At 71.6% G+C, this 20,732-nt stretch carries 12 protein-coding genes and 1 riboswitch; of the genes, 3 read left to right on the top strand and 9 right to left on the bottom strand.

Translation table 11 applies throughout. From position 1 onward, the window contains the following. Window positions 1-11: 11 nt before the first annotated feature. Window positions 12-170: riboswitch (cyclic di-AMP (ydaO/yuaA leader) on the bottom strand. A gap of 254 nt (window positions 171-424) precedes the next feature. Together ABZ457_RS16920 and ABZ457_RS16915 are read right to left on the bottom strand one after the other, a co-directional pair. Next, window positions 425-1,792, bottom strand: a complete 1,368-nt coding sequence (locus ABZ457_RS16920; RefSeq protein ID WP_359158361.1) for a pitrilysin family protein — start codon at window positions 1,790-1,792, stop codon at window positions 425-427. Between the two features lie 17 nt (window positions 1,793-1,809). Beyond that, entirely contained in the window at window positions 1,810-3,207 is a 1,398-nt protein-coding gene (locus ABZ457_RS16915; RefSeq protein ID WP_359158337.1) for a pitrilysin family protein, read from the bottom strand. A gap of 182 nt (window positions 3,208-3,389) precedes the next feature. Between ABZ457_RS16915 and ABZ457_RS16910 the strand changes: the two genes are divergently transcribed. Further along, window positions 3,390-5,858: a DNA topoisomerase IV subunit A gene (locus tag ABZ457_RS16910; RefSeq protein WP_359158336.1), complete on the top strand. Its 2,469-nt coding sequence runs from the start codon at window positions 3,390-3,392 to the stop codon at window positions 5,856-5,858. Here the strand turns inward: ABZ457_RS16910 and ABZ457_RS16905 are convergent. From ABZ457_RS16905 to ABZ457_RS16875, 7 genes are all read right to left on the bottom strand, one after another. Then, complete coding sequence (locus ABZ457_RS16905) at window positions 5,855-7,015, bottom strand: GTP-binding protein (protein ID WP_359158335.1); 1,161 nt, start codon at window positions 7,013-7,015, stop codon at window positions 5,855-5,857. The genes ABZ457_RS16910 and ABZ457_RS16905 overlap by 4 nt on opposite strands. An 87-nt stretch (window positions 7,016-7,102) precedes the next feature. Beyond that, entirely contained in the window at window positions 7,103-8,707 is a 1,605-nt protein-coding gene (locus tag ABZ457_RS16900; RefSeq protein WP_359158334.1) for a glycoside hydrolase family 13 protein, read from the bottom strand. Between the two features lie 137 nt (window positions 8,708-8,844). Next, window positions 8,845-9,720 (bottom strand): carbohydrate ABC transporter permease, encoded by an 876-nt coding sequence (locus ABZ457_RS16895; protein WP_359158333.1) that lies wholly within the window; start codon window positions 9,718-9,720, stop codon window positions 8,845-8,847. Between the two features lie 17 nt (window positions 9,721-9,737). Next, window positions 9,738-10,697, bottom strand: coding sequence for a sugar ABC transporter permease (locus ABZ457_RS16890; RefSeq protein WP_359158332.1), 960 nt, complete (start codon window positions 10,695-10,697; stop codon window positions 9,738-9,740). Between the two features lie 127 nt (window positions 10,698-10,824). Then, window positions 10,825-12,240 carry an extracellular solute-binding protein gene (locus tag ABZ457_RS16885; protein WP_359158331.1) on the bottom strand — a complete coding sequence of 472 codons (1,416 nt, stop codon included), beginning with the start codon at window positions 12,238-12,240 and terminating at the stop codon, window positions 10,825-10,827. Window positions 12,241-12,510: 270 nt separating this feature from the next. Beyond that, a complete protein-coding gene (locus tag ABZ457_RS16880; protein ID WP_359158330.1) occupies window positions 12,511-13,533 on the bottom strand; it encodes a LacI family DNA-binding transcriptional regulator in 1,023 nt (340 codons plus the stop codon). Window positions 13,534-13,600: 67 nt separating this feature from the next. Continuing rightward, window positions 13,601-17,890, bottom strand: coding sequence for a discoidin domain-containing protein (locus ABZ457_RS16875; RefSeq protein WP_359158329.1), 4,290 nt, complete (start codon window positions 17,888-17,890; stop codon window positions 13,601-13,603). A 339-nt stretch (window positions 17,891-18,229) separates the two neighbouring features. Here ABZ457_RS16875 and ABZ457_RS16870 point away from each other — a divergent pair, with 339 nt between their 5' ends. Both ABZ457_RS16870 and ABZ457_RS16865 read left to right on the top strand, forming a co-directional pair. Beyond that, window positions 18,230-19,984: a sensor histidine kinase gene (locus tag ABZ457_RS16870; RefSeq protein ID WP_359158328.1), complete on the top strand. Its 1,755-nt coding sequence runs from the start codon at window positions 18,230-18,232 to the stop codon at window positions 19,982-19,984. Next, window positions 19,981-20,664, top strand: coding sequence for a response regulator (locus tag ABZ457_RS16865; RefSeq protein WP_359158327.1), 684 nt, complete (start codon window positions 19,981-19,983; stop codon window positions 20,662-20,664). The genes ABZ457_RS16870 and ABZ457_RS16865 overlap by 4 nt, the downstream gene beginning before the upstream one ends. Window positions 20,665-20,732: the final 68 nt, after the last annotated feature.

The following is a 20,732-nucleotide window of genomic DNA, read 5'->3' as shown; positions in this document are numbered from 1 at the left end:
AGAGGCTGGTTCCTTTCCTTCCTTCTCGCCTACCGGGTTAGCTGACGGGTTCGGAGCAGGAAGGTCTCCTACGGTCACCTCCGCGGACGAAGGCTTCCGATTCACCCCGGGGAACGTGGGTCCCCGGCTCCCCAGGCTCGCGCCGGACGGGGACTCGGCGATGACTGTCCGTGCCGCGGACGCGGCGTACTTCTCGGCGAACAGCCGGAAAGACGCTAGGCAGCCGATCACTCAATCACCAAACGGACAGCCCGATTTGTAGCGCATGCCACACCCCATAGCCGCACCTAGTGGGGCATGAGGGAGATACATCACCAAGAACGGAGAAACCCCGACACCGCGGACAGTGTCGGGGTCCCCTTTCGTCCCGTTGTGCGGCTTGCGTCCCCGCTCCGGGCGGGGACGCAGGCGACGGGCCGCCGGCTCAGCCGGTGACGACGGTCACCTCGCCGATGCCGAGGGCCTTCACGGGCTCCGCGATCTGCGCCGCGTCGCCCACCAGCACGGTGACCAGGCGGTCCACCGGGAAGGCGTTGACCGCGGCGGCCGTCGCCTCGACCGTGCCGGTGGCGGCCAGCCGGGCGTACAACTGGGCCTGGTAGTCGTCCGGAAGGGACTGCTCCACCTGGTCGGCGAGGGTGCCGGCGACCGAGGCGGCCGTCTCGAACTTCAGCGGGGCGACGCCCACGAGATTCTGCACGGCCACGTCCCGCTCGGCGTCCGTGAGCCCCTCGGCCGCCAGCGTGCGCAGCACCTTCCACAGGTCGTCCAGGGCGGGACCGGTGTTGGGGGTGTCCACGGAACCGCTGATGGCCAGCATCGACGCGCCCGAGCCGTCCGGGGCGGACAACAGCACCTGCCCGAAGGCCCGGACGCCGTAGGTGTACCCCTTCTCCTCGCGCAGGACGCGGTCCAGACGGGACGTCAGGGTGCCGCCGAGGCAGTAGGTGCCGAGCACCTGGGCCGGCCAGACGCTGTCGTGGCGGTCCGGGCCGATCCGGCCGATGAGCAGCTGGGTCTGCACCGCGCCGGGGCGGTCCACGATCACCACCCGGCCGGTGTCGTCGGCGGTGACCGCCGGGACCCGGTGCGGGACCGCCTTGTCGCCCGTCCAGGCGCCCAGGGTCTCGTCGAGCACCGCGTCCACATCGACGCCCGTCAGGTCGCCGACGATCACACAGGTGGCGGTCGAGGGGCGGACGTGCGCGGTGTAAAAGGCCCGCACGGCGGCGGCGTCGATCCGGGAGACCGTCTCCTCGGTGCCCTGGCGGGGGCGGGAGACGCGCAGCGAGGCCGGGAACAGCTCGGCGGAGAGCTGCTTGGCGGCGCGGCGGGCCGGGTTGGCCATCTCGTGCGGGATCTCGTCGAGGCGGTTGCGGACCAGCCGGCCCACCTCGCCCTCGTCGAAGGCGGGGGCGCGCAGGGCGTCGGCGAGCAGGCCGAGGCCCTTGGCCAGCCGGGAGGCGGGCACCTCCAGGGAGACCCGTACGCCCGGGTGGTCGGCCATCGAGTCGAGGGTGGCGCCGCAGCGCTCCAGCTCGGCGGCGAACTCCTCGGCGCTGTGCTTGTCGGTGCCCTCGGACAGGGCGCGGGCCATGATGGTGGCCACGCCGTCCAGCTCCGCGGGCTCGGCGTCGAGCGGGGCGTCGAGCAGGATCTCGACCGCGACGACCTGCTGGCCGGGGCGGTCGCAGCGCAGCACGGTCAGCCCGTTCGCCAGGGTGCCGCGCTCGGGCGCGGGGAAGGCCCAGGGGCGGGCCTCGCCGGCCGTGGGCTGCGGGTGGAACTCCATGGTCACGGCAGCGTCGCTCACTGGTCCGCCCCCTCGGTGGCGTTGTTCTCTGCGGTCTCGGCGCCGGCGGTCCCGGCGTCGGCGCTGTCGGCGGTCTCGTCGGCCTCGTCGGCGGCCAGCGGCTCGTAGACCAGGACGGCGCGGTTGTCGGGGTGCAGCCGGGCCTTGGCGACGGCCTGGACCTCCTCGGCGGTGACGTCGAGGACGCGCTGCACGGCGGTGAGCGCGAGCTGCGGGTCGCCGAACAGGACGGCGAAGCGGCACAGTTCGTCGGCGCGGCCGGCCACCGTGCCGAGCCGGTCCAGCCATTCGCGTTCCAGCTGCGCCTGCGCGCGCTCCATCTCCTCCGGCGTCGGGCCCTCGGCCGCGAAGCGGGCCAGCTCCTCGTCGACGGCGGCCTCGATGCGGGGCACCTCCACACCGCCGGATGTCTTCACGTCCAGCCAGCCGAGGGAGGGGGCGCCGGCCAGGCGCAGCAGCCCGAAGCCGGCGGCGACGGCGGTCTGGTCGCGGCGGACCAGGCGGTTGTGCAGCCGGGAGGACTCGCCGCCGCCGAGGACGGTGAGCGCCAGGTCGGCGGCGTCGCACTCGCGGGTGCCGTCGTGCGGGAGGCGGTAGGCGGCCATCAGGGCGCGGGCGGGCACCTCCTCGACGACCTCCTCGCGCAGCTGGCGGCCGATGGTGTCCGGCAGGGTGCCGTCACGGGGCGGCTGCTTGCCGTCGTGGGAGGGGATGGAGCCGAAGTACTTCTCGATCCAGGCGAGGGTCTGCTCCGGGTCGATGTCGCCGACCACCGAGAGGACCGCGTTGTTCGGCGCGTAGTAGGTGCGGAAGAACGCGCGGGCGTCCTCCAGGGTCGCCGCGTCCAGGTCGGCCATCGACCCGATCGGCGTGTGGTGGTAGGGGTGGCCCTCCGGGTACGCGAGGGCGGTCAGCTTCTCGAAGGCCGTGCCGTAGGGCACGTTGTCGTAGCGCTGGCGGCGCTCGTTCTTCACCACGTCCCGCTGGTTCTCCATCGACTCCTCGTCGAGGGCGGCCAGCAGCGAGCCCATGCGGTCCGCCTCCAGCCAGAGGGCCAGTTCGAGCTGGTGCGTGGGCATGGTCTCGAAGTAGTTGGTGCGCTCGAAGCTGGTGGTGCCGTTGAGGGAGCCGCCGGCGCCCTGGACCAGCTCGAAGTGGCCGTTCCCCTTCACCTGGCCGGAGCCCTGGAACATCAGGTGCTCGAAGAGGTGCGCGAGGCCCGTGCGGCCCTCGACCTCGTGGCGGGAGCCCACGTCGTACCAGAGGCACACCGCGGCGACCGGGGTCAGGTGGTCCTCGGAGAGCACCACGCGCAGACCGTTGGCCAGCCGGTGCTCGGTCGCTGTCAGGCCGCCGGAGCCGGCCTGGCCTGTGGCCGTGTGACCCATGGGCATGTACGTCCCTTCGATCGCGATGTGAAAGAGTCCTGCCACCCTATGCAAGCGCACCGAGCCCTGGCGAAGTTCCCGTCCGCGCACCGCGTCCCTCTTCCGGGTCGCCGGGGGCGTTGTCGGTGGGACGGTCCACAATGGTGCGCGTCGGATCCAGACTGGTACGTGAAGGAGCAGCAGCCGCGATGGCCCGCCGCAGCACGAAGACCCCACCGCCGGAGGAGTTCGAGGAGAAGATCCTCGACATCGACGTCGTGGACGAAATGCAGGGCTCCTTCCTCGAGTACGCGTACTCGGTGATCTACTCCCGTGCCCTGCCCGACGCCCGTGACGGCATGAAGCCGGTGCACCGCCGCATCGTCTACCAGATGAACGAGATGGGCCTGCGCCCCGACCGCGGCTATGTGAAGTGCGCCCGGGTCGTCGGCGAGGTCATGGGCAAGCTGCACCCGCACGGCGACGCCTCGATCTACGACGCCCTGGTGCGGATGGCGCAGCCCTTCTCCATGCGCCTCCCCCTGGTCGACGGCCACGGCAACTTCGGCTCCCTGGGCAACGACGACCCGCCGGCCGCCATGCGGTACACCGAGTGCCGGATGGCCGACGCGACCGGTCTGATGACGGAGTCGATCGACGAGGACACGGTCGACTTCCAGTCCAACTACGACGGCCAGGAGCAGGAGCCGGTCGCCCTCCCCGCGGCCTACCCCAACCTGCTGGTCAACGGCGCCTCCGGGATCGCCGTCGGTATGGCCACCAACATGCCCCCGCACAACCTGGGCGAGGTGATCGCGGCCGCCCGGCATCTGATCCGGCACCCCAACGCCGACCTCGACACCCTGATGCGCCATGTCCCGGGCCCCGACCTGCCGACCGGCGGCCGGATCGTCGGTCTGGCCGGTATCAAGGACGCGTACGAGACGGGCCGCGGCACCTTCAAGATCCGTGCCACGGTCTCGGTGGAGACGGTCTCCGCCCGCCGCAAGGGCCTGGTGGTCACCGAACTGCCCTTCGCGGTCGGCCCGGAGAAGGTCATCGCCAAGATCAAGGACCTGGTCGGCGCGAAGAAGCTCCAGGGCATCGCGGACGTCAAGGACCTGACCGACCGCGAGCACGGCCTGCGGCTGGTCATCGAGATCAAGAACGGCTTCATCCCCGAGGCCGTGCTGGAGCAGCTCTACAAGCTGACGCCGATGGAGGAGTCCTTCGGCATCAACAACGTCGCCCTGGTCGACGGCCAGCCCCTGACCCTGGGGCTCAAGGAGCTGCTGGAGGTCTACCTCGACCACCGCTTCGAGGTCGTCCGGCGGCGCAGCGAGTTCCGGCGCACCAAGCGCCGCGACCGGCTGCACCTGGTCGAGGGCCTGCTCGTCGCGCTGCTCGACATCGACGAGGTCATCCGGCTGATCCGCTCCAGCGAGAACAGCGCGCAGGCCAAGGAGCGCCTGATCGAGCGCTTCTCGCTGAGCGATGTGCAGACGCAGTACATCCTGGACACCCCGCTGCGCCGGCTGACCAAGTTCGACCGGATCGAGCTGGAGAGCGAGCGGGACCGGCTGAACGGCGAGATCGACGAGCTGACCGGCATCCTGGAGTCGGACGCGGAGCTGCGCAAGCTGGTCTCCTCCGAACTGGGCGCGGTGGCCAAGAAGTTCGGCACCCCCCGCCGCACGGTCCTGCTGGAGTCGGCGGGCACCCCGGCGCCGACCGCCTCCCTCCAGGTCGCGGACGACCCGTGCCGGGTGCTGCTCTCCTCCACCGGCCTGCTGGCCCGCACCGCGACCGCCGAACCGCTCCCGGCCGAGGAGGGCCGGCGCACCAAGCACGATGTGATCGTGTCCGCCGCCCTCGGCACCCAGCGGGGCGAGGTCGGCGCGGTGACCTCGGCCGGGCGGCTGCTGCGGCTGTCGGTGATCGATCTGCCGCAGCTCCCGGACACCGCGACGGGCCCCAACCTGGCGGGCGGGGCGCCGGTCACCGAGTTCCTCTCCCTGGAGGCGGACGAGACGGTGGTCTGCCTCACCGCCCTCGACGAGTCCTCCCCCGGTCTCGCCCTCGGCACCCTTCAGGGGGTGGTGAAGCGGGTCGTCCCGGACTACCCGTCGAACAAGGACGAGTTGGAGGTCATCTCCCTGCGGGAGGGGGACCGGATCGTCGGCGGCACGGAGCTGCGCACCGGCGAGGAGGACCTGGTCTTCATCACCTCCGACGCGCAGTTGCTGCGCTATCCGGCGGCCCAGGTGCGGCCGCAGGGCCGGGCGGCCGGCGGTATGGCGGGCATCAAGCTGGCGGAGGGCGCCGAGGTGCTGTCGTTCACGGCGGTCGATCCGTCGGCGGAGGCGGTGGTGTTCACGGTCGCCGGCTCGCGCGGCACCCTGGTGGACGGGCCGACGACGGCGAAGCTGACGCCGTTCGACCAGTATCCGCGCAAGGGGCGGGCGACGGGCGGGGTGCGCTGCCAGCGGTTCCTGAAGGGCGAGGACGTGCTGGTGCTGGCGTGGGCGGGCGCGGTGCCGGTCCGGGCCGCGCAGAAGAACGGCAGCCCGGCGGAGCTGCCGGCCCCCGACCCGCGCCGTGACGGCTCGGGCACACCGCTGGGCTCACCGGTGGCGGTGCTGGCGGGGCCGGTCACCGAGGCGCCCCCGGCCGGTTAGCCTTCGGTGTCCGGGCCGGGCCGCGGGCCGTCGAGGTCCGGGCCGGGCGCGGGCTCCGGGTCGTCGGGGTCGCCCTGGACGTAGCGCAGCAGGCCCCACATGCTGCGCTCGTCCGGGACGTCCTCGGGGCGCCCGGTGCGGACGCAGGCGGTGAGTTCCTTGCGCAGGGCCTCCGCGTCGATCCCCGAACCGATGAGGACGAGTTCGGTGCGCCGGGGCGCGTCGCCGTCCGGCCAGGGCTCGGGGTAGAAGCGCAGGAAGCGGCCGACCGCGTGGACGGCGTAGCGGTTGCGGGGGTCGGCCTCGCCGAGGTCCACGAAGCCCTTGATCCGGTAGAGGCCGGGCGGGCGGGTGTCGAGGAAGTCCATCAGCCGGCGCGGGTGGAGGGGTTCGTCGAAGGCCGCCGAGACGCTCTCGTAGGCCGTGTGCAGATGCTGGTGGCCGGCCTCCGCGCAGTCGCCGTGGTGCTCGGCGTCGTAGGCGTCCGCGTACAGGTCCTCGAAGGAGAGCTGGCGGACGGCGGGGTCGTGGTCCGGGCGCAGGGCCGGGTCCAGGAGGAGCCCGGGGTCGATCCGGCCGTGGCGCGTCTCCACCACGGGTGTGCCCGCGCTCAGCCCGTCGAGGGTCTCCCGCAGCCGCCGGACCGCCTCCGCGCCGACCCGGTCGGTCTTGTTGAGGACGACGAGGTCGGCGATGGCCAGATGCCGGTCGATCTCGGGGTGCCGGGCGCGGGTGGCGTCGAACTCGGCGGCGTCGACCACCTCGACGAGGCCCCCGTAGACGGCGCGCGGGTTGTCACTGGCGAGGATCATACGGACGAGTTCCTGGGGCTCGGCCAGCCCGGACGCCTCGATGACGACGACGTCGATCCCCGCGTCGGGACCGGTCAGCTTCTCCAGGTAGTCGTCCAGCTCGCTCGCGTCGACGGCGCAGCACAGGCAGCCGTTGCCGAAGGAGATGGTGGAGCCGACCTGTCCGGCGACCGTCATGGCGTCGATCTCGATGGCGCCGAAGTCGTTGACGACGACCCCGATGCGGTTGCCCTGGTTGCGCCGGAGGAGGTGGTTGAGCAGGGTCGTCTTGCCCGAACCGAGGAAGCCCGCCAGGACGACGACGGGGATCCGGCTGCTCGGACTCGGGGACGTGCTCTCGCTCACTGCGCACCTCGTGGACGGACGTCGTACGGACCGGGACCAGGATAGGCACGCGCCCCGGGTGCCCGGGGCGCGCGCCGGCCCCGGCCGTCAGGCCCGCAGCCACACCGCCGTGTCGCGGGGCAGCCGCCCGTCCGCGTCCAGCGGCCCGCTGGCCAGCAGCACGGCCCGGTGCTGCGGCAGGTCCACGGAGACGGCGCCGAGGTTGACCGCGCACAGCAGCCCGTCCGGCCGGGCGAAGGCCAGCACCTCGGGCCCGGAGGGCAGCCAGGTCAGCGGCCCGTCCCCGAAGCCGGGCTCCCGGCGGCGCAGCCGCAGCGCCTCCCGGTAGAGGCTGAGCATCGACGCCGGGTCCCCGCTCTGGCGGTCCGCCGCGTACGCGGACCAGCCCGCGGGCTGGGGCAGCCACGGTTCCGCGCCCGAGCCGAAGCCGCGGTGCGGGGCGTCCGCGGTCCACGGCAGCGGCACCCGGCAGCCGTCGCGGCCCGGGTCGACGCCGCCGGAGCGGTGGTGCATCGGGTCCTGGATCCGCTCCCGGGGGATGTCGGCCTCCGGGAGGCCCAGTTCCTCCCCCTGGTAGACGTAGACGGACCCGGGCAGGGCCAGGGTCAGCAGCGCGGCGGCGCGGGCGCGCCGGGTGCCGAGGGCCAGGTCGGTCGGGGTGCCGAAGCGTTTGGCGGCGAAGTCGAAGCCGGTCTCCGCGCGGCCGTAGCGGGTCACGGTGCGGGTGACGTCGTGGTTGCAGAGCACCCAGGTGGCGGGGGCGCCGACGGGCGCGTGCTCGGCGAGGGTGTCGTCGATGCTGCGGCGCAGCCGCGCCGCCTCCCAGGGGCAGGCGAGGAAGCCGAAGTTGAAGGCGGTGTGCAGTTCGTCGGGGCGCAGATAGCGGGCGAAGCGCTCGGCGTCCGGGAGCCACACCTCGCCGACGAACACGGCCCCGTACGCGTCGGCGACGGCCCGCCAGGAGCGGTAGATGTCGTGGAGTTCGTCGCGGTCGATGTACGGGTGGGGGTCGGCGCCCTCGGTGAGGTCGGCGAGGGCGGGGTCCTTGGCGAGCAGGGCCGCCGAGTCGATCCGTACGCCGGCGACACCGCGTTCGAACCAGAAGCGGAGGACGTCCTCGTGCTCGCGGCGGACCGCCGGGTGCGCCCAGTTGAGGTCGGGCTGCTCGGGGGTGAAGAGGTGGAGGTACCACTCGCCGTCCGGGACCCGGGTCCAGGTGGCGCCGGAGAACTGGGACGGCCAGTCGTTGGGCGGGAGTTCGCCGTGCTCGCCGCGGCCGGGCCGGAAGTGGAACAGCTCCCGCTCCGGGCTGCCGGGCCCGGCGGCGAGGGCCGCGCGGAACCAGGCGTGCCGGTCGGAGACATGGTTGGGGACGATGTCGACGATGGTGCGGATGCCCAGTTCACGGGCCTCGGCGATCAGTTTCTCGGCCTCGCCGAGGGTGCCGAAGGCGGGGTCGATGGTGCGGTAGTCGGCGACGTCGTAGCCGCCGTCGGCGAGCGGGGAGAGGTACCACGGGGTGAACCAGATGGCGTCGATGCCCAGTTCGGCCAGGTACGGCAGTCTCGCCCGTACCCCGGCGAGGTCCCCGGTGCCGTCGCCGTCACCGTCGGAGAAGCTGCGGGGGTACACCTGGTAGATGGCGGCGCTGCGCCACCAGTCGTCGGTGCGTTCCGAATGAGGGGCTGCCACGGGAGGTCCTTTCGGGCAGGGAGGGACCAGGGAGGGACTCCGCCGCCGGCACGGGGGCGGGGCGGACTGGTACGGGCCGGCGGCGGAGGCTTGGTGGACGAGCGGTACGACGGGCGGGGCCCGGGCGGGGTGGCGGGTCAGCCCTTGAGACCGCCCGCGGTGAGTCCGCTCATGATGTTGCGCTGGAAGATCAGGAACACGATCAGCGTCGGGACGGACGCGATGGTGAGCGCGGCGATCAGCACGTTCTCGGGGACTCCGGTGGACAGGGAGTAGATCCCGACGTTCAGGGTCTGCTTGCTGGGGTCCGGCAGGGTCAGCATCGGCCAGAGGAAGTCCTTCCACACGCCGACGACGGCGAAGATGGAGACGACGCCGAGGATCGGCCGGGAGATCGGCAGGACGATCGACCGGAGCACCCGCATCGGGCTCGCGCCGTCGATGGAGGCGGCGTCGAGGAGTTCACGCGGCACGGAGTCGAAGAACCGCTTCAGCAGGAAGATGTTGAACGCGTTGGTGACGGACGGGAGCCAGATCGCCCAGGGCGAGTCGAGCAGGTTCCGTTCGACGATCGGCACATCGAGGACGGTGAGGTACTGGGGCACCACGAGGACGGTGGCCGGGATCATCAGGGTGGCCAGCATCATGCCGAGGATCGCCTTGCCGAGGACGGGCCGCAGCTTGGAGAGCGAGTAGGCGGCGGCCACGTCGAAGACGAGCTGGAAGGCGAGCGCGCCGAAGGCGTAGTAGAGGGTGTTGAACAGCAGCCGGGCAAGTCCCATGACGTCCCAGGCGCGGGCGTAGTTCTCCGGGTGCACGCTCTGGGGAATGTAGGTGGGCGGGGACTGGATCACCTCCTGGGTGGTCTTGAGGCCGCCGGACACCATCCAGTAGAGGGGTCCGAGGAACGCCAGGGTGAACAGGGCGACGACGATCCCGAAGACGGTCCAGTAGAGGACCTTGCCGCGGGGCCGGGCGAGCTGTGCGGGTGAGATGAGGGTGCGTGTGGACATCGGTCGTCTCCCCGCCGCTAGTCGTCCTGCGCGCGGCTGAGCCTCACGTACACGGCCGAGACGCCGGCCAGGAGTACGAGGAGGACCAGGCCGAGCGCGGCCGCGGCGCCGTAGTTGTTGAAGTTGAAGGCGTACTGGTAGATGAGGTAGACGACGGTCGTGGTGGAGCCCTCGGGCCCGGCTCCGTTGGTGAGCAGGAACGGTTCGGTGAAGACCTGGACCGTGGCGATGATCTGCATCAGCAGCATCAGGGAGAGGATCAGCCGGGTCTGCGGGACGGTGACGTACCAGATCTTGCGCAGCAGGCCCGCGCCGTCGAGTTCGGCCGCCTCGTACAGCTCGCCGGGGATGCCCTGGAGGGCGGCCAGGTAGATGAGGGTGGCGCCGCCCATGTTCATCCAGGTCGCCGCGATGACGACGGAGAGCATGGCGGTGTCGGGGTCCTGGAGCCACTGCTGTTCCGGGAGGTGCAGCAGGCCGAGGAGTTCGTTGAAGAGGCCGTGGCCGGGGTCGTAGAAGTACTTGAAGAGCAGCACGGAGGCGACCGGCGGGAGCATCACCGGGAGGTAGACCAGCAGCCGCAGGTACCCCTGGGCGTGGCGCATCTCGTTGATGACGATCGCGACGACGAACGGGACCACGAAGCCGAGGACCAGGGCGAGCACCACGAAGAGGAGGGTGTTGCGCCAGGCCTGCCCGAAGGCCGGGTCGTTGAAGACGGTGGTGAAGTTGGACCAGCCGGCCCAGACGGTCCGTCCGTCCTCGTTCTTCTGGAAGGCCAGCAGGAACTCCCTGACCATCGGGTACCAGGAGAAGAACGAGAAGCAGAGCACGGCGCCGATCAGGAAGCCGTGCGCCGTCAGGTTGCGGCGCAGCTCCTTGGCGAAGGCCCCGCCGGGCGGGCGGGGGCCCGGGCCGCCGGGCCGGGGGCGGCGGGACTTCGCCGCCTCGCTCGGGGACAGGGTGGGGGCCGACATCGTCGCTCCTCGGTGCAGATGTGCGGGCGCGCAGGTGTGCGGGGGCGCGGGGTCCAAGCGGCTGCGGGGGCGGGGCCTCGCCGGGCCCCGCCGTCGCGCTCCTGCGGGTGGTGGACGAGCCGGTGGGCTACTGGTTGGCCAGGATCTGGTTGACCTGGGACTCGGCCGTGGCGAGCAGCTTGCCGGGGTCGGCGTCCTTGTTGGTCAGCACGCCGGACATCACGTTGTCGAGGACCTTGTAGATCTCCTGGGCCTTGGGCGGTTCGGCCTTGCCGGGGACGGGGTTGTCCATGAAGGTCCGGAAGTTCTCGACCGGCATGGTGGAGTGGGCGGCGCGCGCCTTGTCGTCCTGTGCCTTGGAGTCGTTCAGCCAGAAGTTGGGCTGGGGCAGGCCGACCGGAAGGCCGTCGGCCTTGGTGCGGTCCCACTGGAACTGGCCCTTGCCGACGGTGAGGTTCTTGAAGTTCAGCCAGGCGACGGCGGCCTTGATCTTGTCGGGCGAACTGCCCTTCTTGATCATGTAGTTGTTGCCGCCGAAGAGGGTGGCCTTGCCGCCGGGGATCGGGCCGAGGCCGAAGGTCTCGTACTTCGCGCCGAGTTGCTGGACCATATAGGTGATGTCGTCCGGGGCGGCGAGGAACATGCCGAGCTTGTCGGAGGCGATCTGCTTCTGGAGGTCGCCCCACTTCAGGAGCTGGGTCTTCCCCATGCTGTCGTCCTCCCAGCGCATGGCGTGGAGGTTGTTCACGATCTCCTTGCCGAGATCGTTGTTGAAGGCTGCCTTCTTCCCGCTCTCGTCGACGATGTCGCCGCCGAGGCTGTACATCTGGGCGGTGAAGTGCCAGCCGCCGGTGTTGGCGGCGCTGTACTCGCCGAAGCCCGCGACACCGCCGCCGAGCCCGGCTGTCCTCTTGGCCGCCGTGCGGACCTCGGCCCAGGTGGTGGGCGGGGTGTCGGGGTCGAGGCCGGCCTTCTCGAAGAGGGTCCGGTTGATCAGCAGGCCCATGGTGTAGTTGCTGGTGGGCAGGCCGTAGAGCTTGCCGTCCTGCTTGAGCGAGTTCAGCACGTCCGGGTCGATGTCGCCCAGCGCGGGGACCGTCCTGTCGGTGACGTACGCGCTGATGTCCGCGGCGCCGTCGTTGTCCAGCACCTGCTGGAGGTCGGTGAAGTAGGTGTAGAACACGTCCGGCTGGGACTTGGCCTTGAGCATGGCCGTGAAGCGCGGGGGTTCCAGGCACTGTCCGGGGGTGGAGCGGCCCTCGATGGTGATGTTCGGGTACGTCTTGTTGAACTCGGCGACGTCCTCCTTCCACTGCTTGAGCTCGGCGGCCTTGGCGGCCGGCGGCATGCAGTCGATGGTCAGCGTCAGCTTCGTGTTCCGGTCGAGCGGCGCTGCCGGATCGGACGAACCGCCGCTCTGTGAACCCTCGTTGTCGTCGCTGCTGCTGCTCGTGCCGCAGGCGGCCAGCGCGGTGAGGGCGAGAGCGGAGACGAGGGCCGTCGCGGCGGAGCGACGGGTACGGCGGAACCAGGCACTTCTCATCGGTGGTCCCCTTCGGGCATGAGCGTGGAAGACCCGCGGCTGACGAGCAGCGGGGCGCGGCACACTCAACCACCGCCAACAGGTGAACGCAATATCTCGCGCTGATTTCGTAAATGATTGACAGACCTGCGCATGGCGGCGCGGGGAGACGGAAAGCGGGGCTCCGCTCCCAAAGCGCGCGGGCAGCGCGAAGGCCCGGACCCCGGCGATGCGGGGTCCGGGCCGGAAACGGTCAGGTCAGGCCGGTCCGGGGCGGCGCGGTGGCGCGATTCAGGCGGGGCCGGGGCGGCGCGGGGCCTGCGCCGTCGAGCCGCGCACCACCAGCTCGGGCTCGAAGAGCAGCTCCCCCGGCGGCACTTCGCCGCCCTGGATCTGCGCGCACAGCAGCTCGACCGCCGCCCGGCCCATCGCCTCGATGGGCTGGCGCACGGTGGTCAGCGGCGGCTCCGTGCAGTTCATGAACGCGGAGTCGTCGAAGCCCACCACCGAGACCTCGGAGGGCACCCCGAGCCCGCGCCGGCGGGCCGCCCGCACGGCCCCGAGGGCGAGCGGGTCGCTGGCGCAGATGATGCCGGTGACCCCGCGGTCCAGCAGGCGCGAGGTCGCCGCCTGGCCGCCTTCCAGGGAGAACATGGAGCGCTCGACGTGCTCGTCGGGCAGTTCCCCGCCCGCCGCCGTCGCGGCCGCCCGCGCCGCCGCGAGCTTGCGCCGCGAGGGGATGTGGTCGCCCGGCCCCAGCACCACGCCGATGCGCTCGTGGCCGAGCGAGGCCAGATGGCGCCACGCCTGCTCCACGGCCACCGCGTCGTCGCAGGAGATGCAGGGGAAGTCGAGGTTCTCGATGGGCGCGTTGATGAGCACCACGGGGATCCGGCGCTCGGCCAGCAGCCGGTAGTGCTCGTGCGGCGCGTCGGCCTGGGCGAAGAGCCCGCCCGCGAAGACCACGCCGGAGACCTGCTGCTGGAGCAGCAGCTCCACGTAGTCCGCCTCGGAGACGCCGCCCTTGGTCTGGGTGCAGAGCACGGGAGTGAGGCCCTGCTGGGCCAGGGCCCCGCCGATGACCTCGGCGAAGGCCGGGAAGATCGGGTTCTGGAGCTCGGGGAGGACCAGGCCGACGAGCCGCGCCCGCTCCCCGCGCAGCTGGGTCGGCCGCTCGTACCCGAGGACGTCCAGGGCCGTCAGCACGGACTGCCGGGTGGCCTCGGAGACCCCGGGCTTGCCGTTGAGCACCCGGCTGACCGTGGCCTCGCTGACTCCTACCTTCTTGGCCACCTGGGCAAGTCGTCGCGTCATGAACGCAAGACTAGCGCAAACCCTGCAAGCGGCTTGCGCCAGTCCGGCCCTTCGCGTCCGTCCGTTGCTACGGATTGATATCGATCGTGAAGGTGGACGTCGTGTTCCGTACGTCCACGGCGTTGTCGCCGAACCTCAGCCCGTTGAAGGTCACCTCACCGACCGCCGGACCCTGGCCCGCCTCGGGCAGCTCGTTCGCCCACAGACCGAAGCCCGACTTGTGGTCGAACGCGTCACCGCTCTTGCGCGCCCCGGTGATCGAGATGTCGGTCAGCACGGTGTCCTTGATCGGGAACTGCGGCTGCCCTCCCACGTAGTTGGTCTGGAACATGATCCCGCTGTACGTCGGGTCCACGATGTCCACGTTGTTCACCCGGATCCCCTGGAACACCTTGGACGCCGAGAACAGCCAGATGCCGGGGAAGGTCTGCGAGCCCCAGAAGTGGCCGCCGGCCCGGACGATCGACACGTTCTCGACCGTGGTCGGCTCGGTCCCGAAGCCGTTCATCGGGTAGCCGAAGTCCAGCGAGCTGATGGTGATGCCGGAGTAGACCAGGGTGTCCGCGATATGGATGTTGCGGAAGGTGTTGTTGTAGCCGCCGTAGACGGCGATGCCCGCCGCCCGCCAGGTCAGCGTGGAGGTCAGGTTCTCGTAGAGGTTGTTCTTCATGTCCGCGCCGCCCGCGTCGATCGCGGAGAAGAGGGCGAAGCTGTCGTCCCCGGTGGCCCGGGCGTCGTTGTTGGCGACCAGGTTGTCCGTCGATCCGTTGGTCATATTGACCCCGTCGGCGAACATGTTGCGGATCCGGGAGTTCCTGATCGTCACCCGGTCGGTGTTGGCGCCCCAGTAGAGGCACACCATGTGCTCGTTCCAGATGTTGTCGATGACGATGTCCGACACGTTCGCGAAGTCGAAGACCTTGCCCGGCCCGTCGATCCGCGAGGTGTAGTTGCCGAAGTAGGCGAAGTCCGCGAAGGAGGAGCCCTTGGCGCTCGCGTCGGCCCGGAAGCCGATGTCGGTGTTGTCCTGCGCGGCGGGCGCCCGGAACTTCGTGTACCAGGGCCCGGCGCCGACCACCTTCACGGCCTTGCCGTACACCTGGAACTTGCTCGACGTCTGGTAGTCGCCCGGCGGCAGGTAGACACCGGTCAGTGCGCCCGTCGAGTCCATCCGCACCCGGTCCAGGGCGTTCTGGACGTCCTGGTGGCTGAAGCCGGCCGGCACCGCGTACGCCGCGGGGTCGGGGTTGGCGACGGGGGCGACCTGCTCCAGGTTGATGAAGTCGATCGCGTACCGGGAGGTGTTGGCCGCGTCCTTCTGGAGCCGGATACGCGAGCCCGCGGGGACGGTCTCGCCGAGCATCAGATGCGCCTCGTCGTAGATGTGCCGCGGGGCGCCCGCGCTCGGGGAGTTGCCCGGGGACGCCTCGGCTCCGTACAGCCAGGCGTACTTGGAGGTCAGATCGAGGGCCTTGCGGAAGGTGCCGTCGACGTAGACGTTCAGGGTGGCGTCGATACCGCCGCCGCCCGGCGCGTCCGGGATGGAGAAGCGGGTGACCAGGGTGTTGGTGCTAGCCCGGGTGGTGAACTCGACGTAGTTGCCGGTGTTCTCCAGGGTCACGGCCCGGCGGCCGGAGGCCTCGCCCGCGATGTCGCCGACGGTCCGGTTGGGGCCGACGACCCGGGCTCCGCCGCCCGCCGTGCCGTCCTCGGCCTCGTACATGTCGTACGGCATGTTCGCGCCGCGCCCGACGAACAGGGGCCGGCTGGTGGTGTTGTTCTCCCGCTTGACCGGCGGCTCGTTGGCGTCCGGGGCGATGACCGCCTTCAGCGTGTACGAGCCGTTGGCCGCCGTCCAGGTGCCGAGGTCCACGGCCGGGGTGGTGGCGCCCGCGGCGATGACGCCGGTGTGGGTGCCGGTCAGGGTGCGCACCGTGGCGCCCTTGTCGTCGGTCAGGGTCAGGGTGATGCCGTGGCCGCCACCCGCCGATGCCTCGGTGCCCTGGTTCCTCAGGGCGACGGAGAAGGTGACCGTGTCGCCCGCGGCGGGCGAGGAGGGCGAGGTGGTCACCGCGGCGGCGACCAGGTCGGAGCCGGCCACCGGCTTGACCACCAGCGGGGTGGGGCTGGTGTAGGTGTTGTTGGACTCGTTCTGCTCGACGACCGCGCCCGCCTCGTCGGCGACCGCGCTGAGCTGGTAACTGCCCTCCGGGCGCTGCCCGAGGGAGGCGCTGACGGTGGTGGAGGCGCCGGCCGCGAGGGCGCCGACCTGCGCGGCGGCGGCCTTGGTGCCGCCGAGGCGCACGGCGAGGGCGCTGGCGGGGGCCGCGGCCGGGCCGCTGTTGCGGACGGTCGCGGAGACGGTGATCTCGTCCGACTCGACAGGGGAGGCGGGCGAGACGGTCAGCCCGGTGACCTCCAGGTCGGGGTTGGGGGCGGGGGTGCCCAGGATCTGGAACTCCGCGAGCTGCCCGGCCGTTGCCCCGGTGTTGGAGGTGAAGCGCAGCTGCACATCGGCCACCCGGGCGTCCACGGGCACGGTCACGGTGTTGCCGCTCGCGGGACTGAAGGCGTAGTCCCTCGCGGCGACGAGGGTGGTGAAGCCGGAGGCGTTCTGCTCGCGCCCGAGCACGGCGATGTTCTGGGTGCGGGCGCCCCAGCCGCTGTCCGGGTTGAGCTTGAGGGCGAGGCTGCTGAGGTCGGCGTTGGCGCCGAGCTCGACGGTGAGGGTGTTCGGGTAGCTGCCGGCGGCGCCCTCCCAGTAGGTGGTAAGGCTGTTGTCGTTGGCGTTCTCGGCGACGAAGGTGTGGATCACGGACGAGGCGGTGATCGGCTTGCCCACGGCCAGGTTGGAGGCGGTGCCGGTGGAGCCGTTGCGGGTGACGGAGTTGCTGTCGGCGGACTGGTTGCCGGCCGCGTCCTTGGCGCGCACGTAGTAGGTCACGGTGGTTCCGGCGGGCTGGTTGTCGGTCCAGCTGGTCGCCTCGCCGCCGAGGCTCTTGCGCAGGGTGTTGTCGGCGTACACGTCGTAGCCGGTCACGCCGGTGTTGTCGGTGGACGCGGTCCAGGTGAGCCGGATCTGACCGGTCGCGGGCTCGGTGAAGGCGAGGTTCGCGGGGGCGCTCGGGGCCTGGGTGTCCCCGGTGTCGCCGCGCCGGGTGACCGTCTTGCTGTTCGCGGACTGGTTGCCGGCCGCGTCCCGGGCGCGCACGAAGTAGGAGACGGTGGCGTTCGCCGGGCGGTTGTCGGTGACGGTGGTGACGTTCCCGGCCACGGTGGTGAGCAGGGTGTTGTCGGCGTACACGTCGTAGCCGGTCACGCCGGTGTTGTCGGTGGACGCGGTCCAGGTGAGCCGGATCCGACCGGTCGCGGGCTCGGTGAGGGCCAGGTCGGTGGGCGCGGTCGGAGCCTGGGTGTCCCCGGTCTCCGGGCCGTAGACCTCCAGTTCGGAGACCTGGGCGGCGGGCTGCACGGTGTTGGCGGTGACCAGGACGCGCACATACCGCGTGGTGGCCGCGTCAAAGGTGATGGTGGCGGACTGCCCGTTCGCCGCGTCGAAGCGGTGGGCGCGGGAGGCGGTCAGATCGGTGAAGTCGGTGCCGTTGGTGCTGCCCTGGATCTTCAGGGTCTGGCTCCGGGCGCCCCAGCCGTCGGGGAGGCGCAGCACCACCCGGTCGACGCGGACGGCGGAGCCCAGGTCGGTCTGGATCCACTGCGGGAGGGCGTTGTTGCGGCTCTCCCAGTAGCTGGCCCGGTTGCCGTCGCCGGCGTTGCCCGCGGTGTAGACCTCGGTGTGGCTGCCGGCGGTGAAGGTCCGGCCGCGGGCGAGGTTCACGGAGGAGTCACCGGCGGCGTGCACCTCCAGCTCGGAGAGCTGGGCGGCGGCCCAGCCGGTGTTCGCGGTGATGTGGACCCGCACGAAACGGGTCTGGGTCGCCGGGAAGGTCACCCAGACGGTGTTGGCCGAGCCCGGGGTGAAGGAGTACGCGGCGGACGCCTTGAGCGTGGTGAAGGCGGTGCCGTCGGCGCTGCCCTGGACGGACAGGGTCTGGCTGCGGCTCTCCCAGCCGGCGGGGAGCTTCAGTACCACCTCGTCGACGCGGGCGGTGGCGCCGAGATCGGTCTGCACCCACTGCGGCAGAGCACTCCCGGCGCTCTGCCAGTAGGAGCCCTGGTCGCCGTCGGTGACCTGGGCGGCCGCGTACTCGGCGTGGGAGCTGCTGGCGCTCGCGGGGCGGCCCGCGGCGATGTTCGGGCCGCCGGCCGCGGCGGCGTTCAGCGCCGGCCAGCCGAGCAGCAGGAGGCTGGTCGCGATCACGGCGGAGAGGCCCCGCCATCTCCAGCGTTGGGTTCTCATCTGTCCCCGATCTCTGGGATCTCTGGGCCCGTCTGCACCGCAGTACGGGCGCGGCTCTGCCACTGGGGGGTCAACTGCCTTTATGCGGCAATGAGTTCTGTCTTTTGCGTTCAGCAGCGAGAGAGTTGCAGAGAATTGGCGACCCGTCTATGGTCGCGGCGCGCCGCTCCCGCCTGCCCTCAGGTGGCCGGAGACCCTGCGTCCGCCCGCACCAGCGGCTTTCTCTCACCTTGCGACAGGAACGCAAGGCGAGAGAAATCCGCGCAAGCGGTTTGCGTGGCCGACGGCTGGGGCCGGGGAAGTTTCGGAAAGCAGGCGGTCCCGTCTACCGTTCACCGCATGTGTCCCGCACCGACCGCTCCCGCCCGGCGCCGGCGGTTCGGCTGGCCGCAGCGGGTCTTCGCCCAGGTCCTGCTGATGCAGCTCGCCGTCGCCACCGGTGTCACGGCGCTGGTCACCGGGCTGTTCCTGGCCCCGCTGAGCGACCAGCTCGACGACCAGGCCATGCGCCGCGCCCTCGCGATCGCGCAGACCACGGCCTCCCCCGAGCTGGCCGGTGAACTGACCGCCTCCCGGCCGGACGCCGAGGGGGTCGTGCAGCGCGAGGCCGAACGCATCCGGGCCGCGACCGGCGCGGAGTACATCGTCGTCATGGACACCAGCGGGGTGCGCTGGTCGCACACCTCGGTGACGGAGATCGGGCGGATCGTCTCCACCGATCCCAGCGACGCACTCGCCGGACGCGAGGTGATGGAGATCGACGACGGCACCCTCGGCCGGTCCGCCCGCGGCAAGGTGCCGCTCCGGGACGACGAGGGGCGCATCATGGGTGCCGTCTCGGTCGGCATCGAGTACGACAGCGTCCGGGCGCGGCTCCTCGCGGCAATCCCGGGCCTCCTCGCCTACGCGGGCGGCGCGCTGGCGGTGGGGGCGCTCGCCGCCTATCTGATCTCCCGCAGACTCCAGCGGCAGACCCACGACCTGGCCTTCTCCGATATCTCCGCGCTGCTGGCGGAACGGGAGGCCATGCTGCACGGCATCCGCGAAGGGTTCGTCGCCCTCGACGGCACCGGACGGATCAGGCTGCTGAACGACGAGGCCCAGCGCCTGCTGTCCGTGGGCCCGGACGTCACCGGACAGACCCTGGACGAGGTACTCGGCGACGGGCGGACCACCGAGGTCCTGGCGGGCCGGGTGACCGGCAAGGACCTGCTGACCGTCCGCGGGAACCGGGTGCTCGTCGCCAACCGGATGCCCACGGACGACGGCGGGGCCGTCGTCACCCTCAGGGACCGGACCGAGCTGGAGCGGCTCGGCCGCGAGCTGGACTCCACCCGCGGGCTGATCGACGCCCTGCGCGCCCAGGACCACGAGCACGCCAACCGTATGCACACCCTGCTGGGACTCCTGGAACTGGAGATGCACGAGGACGCGATGGAGTACGTGACCGAGGTGGTGGGCGTGCACCGGGCGACCGCGGAGCAGGTCACCGAGCGGGTCCACGATCCGCTGCTCGCCGCGCTGCTGGTGGGCAAGGCGACGGTCGCGGCCGAGCGGGGCGTCTCGCTCCGCATGGCCCCGTCCGCCCTGCTCCCGGACCGGCTGGTGGACCCTCAGGGGCTGGTCACCGTGGTGGGGAACCTGGTCGACAACGCGCTCGACGCCGCCGCGGGTACCCCGGACGCCTCGGTCGAGGTCGACCTCCGGGCCGAGGGCCGCACCGCCCTGCTCCGTATCGCGGACAGCGGGCCCGGTGTGCCGGCCGACCGGCGGGAACTGATCTTCACGGAGGGCTGGTCCACGAAGGAGCCGCCCGTGCACGGCAGACGCGGCCTGGGCCTGGCGCTGGTCCGCCGCCTCGCCGAGCGCCAGGGCGGCAGCGCGCGGGTCCACGACTCCGCGACCGGCGGCGCCGAGTTCGTCGTCGTCCTCCCGGAGGCCCTCTCCGACACCCCGACGGACGCCCCGACCGGCACGCCGTCCGACGCCCCCACGGCAGGCGCACCAGCCGCCGGCACCGGGCCCGGGGAAGACACCCCCACCAGCGGGGCGCCCACCGCCGGGCCCACCCCGAGGGAGGCGGCCCAGCCGTGACCATCGGCGTACTCGTCGTGGACGACGACACCCGCGTCGCGGAGATCAACGCGGCCTACGTCGCCAAGGTGCCCGGTTTCCGTGTGGTCGCCCGGGCGCACTCGGCCGCCGAGGCTCTGGACCGCATCCACGCCGCACCCGTGGACCTGATCCTGCTCGACCACTACCTCCCCGACGCCAACGGCCTCACGGTCGTCGCGGAGCTGCGCCGCCTCGACCGGGAGACGGACGTGATCATGGTGACGGCGGCCCGGGACGTGGCCACCGTCCAGGCGGCGATGCGCCACGGCGCACTCCAGTACCTGGTCAAGCCGTTCACCTTCGCCGGACTGCGCGCCAAGCTGGAGGCGTACGCGGCCCTGCGACGCACCCTGGACGGCGGCGGCGAGGCCGAACAGGCCGAAGTGGACCGGATCTTCGGCGCCCTGGCGGCCGGCTCGGTGGCTCCGGAGCTGCCGAAGGGCCATTCGCCGACCACGGCCGGTGTGGTGCGCCAGGTGCTGCTCACGGCCGACGGGCCCCTGTCCACGCAGGAGATCGCCGACCGGGCCGGGGTCAGCCGCCAGACCGCCCAGCGGTACCTCAAGCTCCTGGAGAAGGCCGGCCGCGTCCGCCTGACCCTCCGTTACGGCGAGACCGGCCGCCCGGAACACCGCTACGCCTGGACCAGGCCGGCCTGACCCCTCCCCCGGCAAGGCCCCCTGGAGCAGGGGCGCACCAGGGCAGGCCCAAGCCGGCCGGGGCCACC

Origin of the sequence: Streptomyces sp. NPDC005805 (genome assembly GCF_040630445.1) — a bacterium.
Lineage (GTDB): Bacteria > Actinomycetota > Actinomycetes > Streptomycetales > Streptomycetaceae > Streptomyces.
The sequence above is the reverse complement of the archived record's forward strand: the minus strand, read 5'-3'. Positions and strand labels throughout refer to the sequence as shown.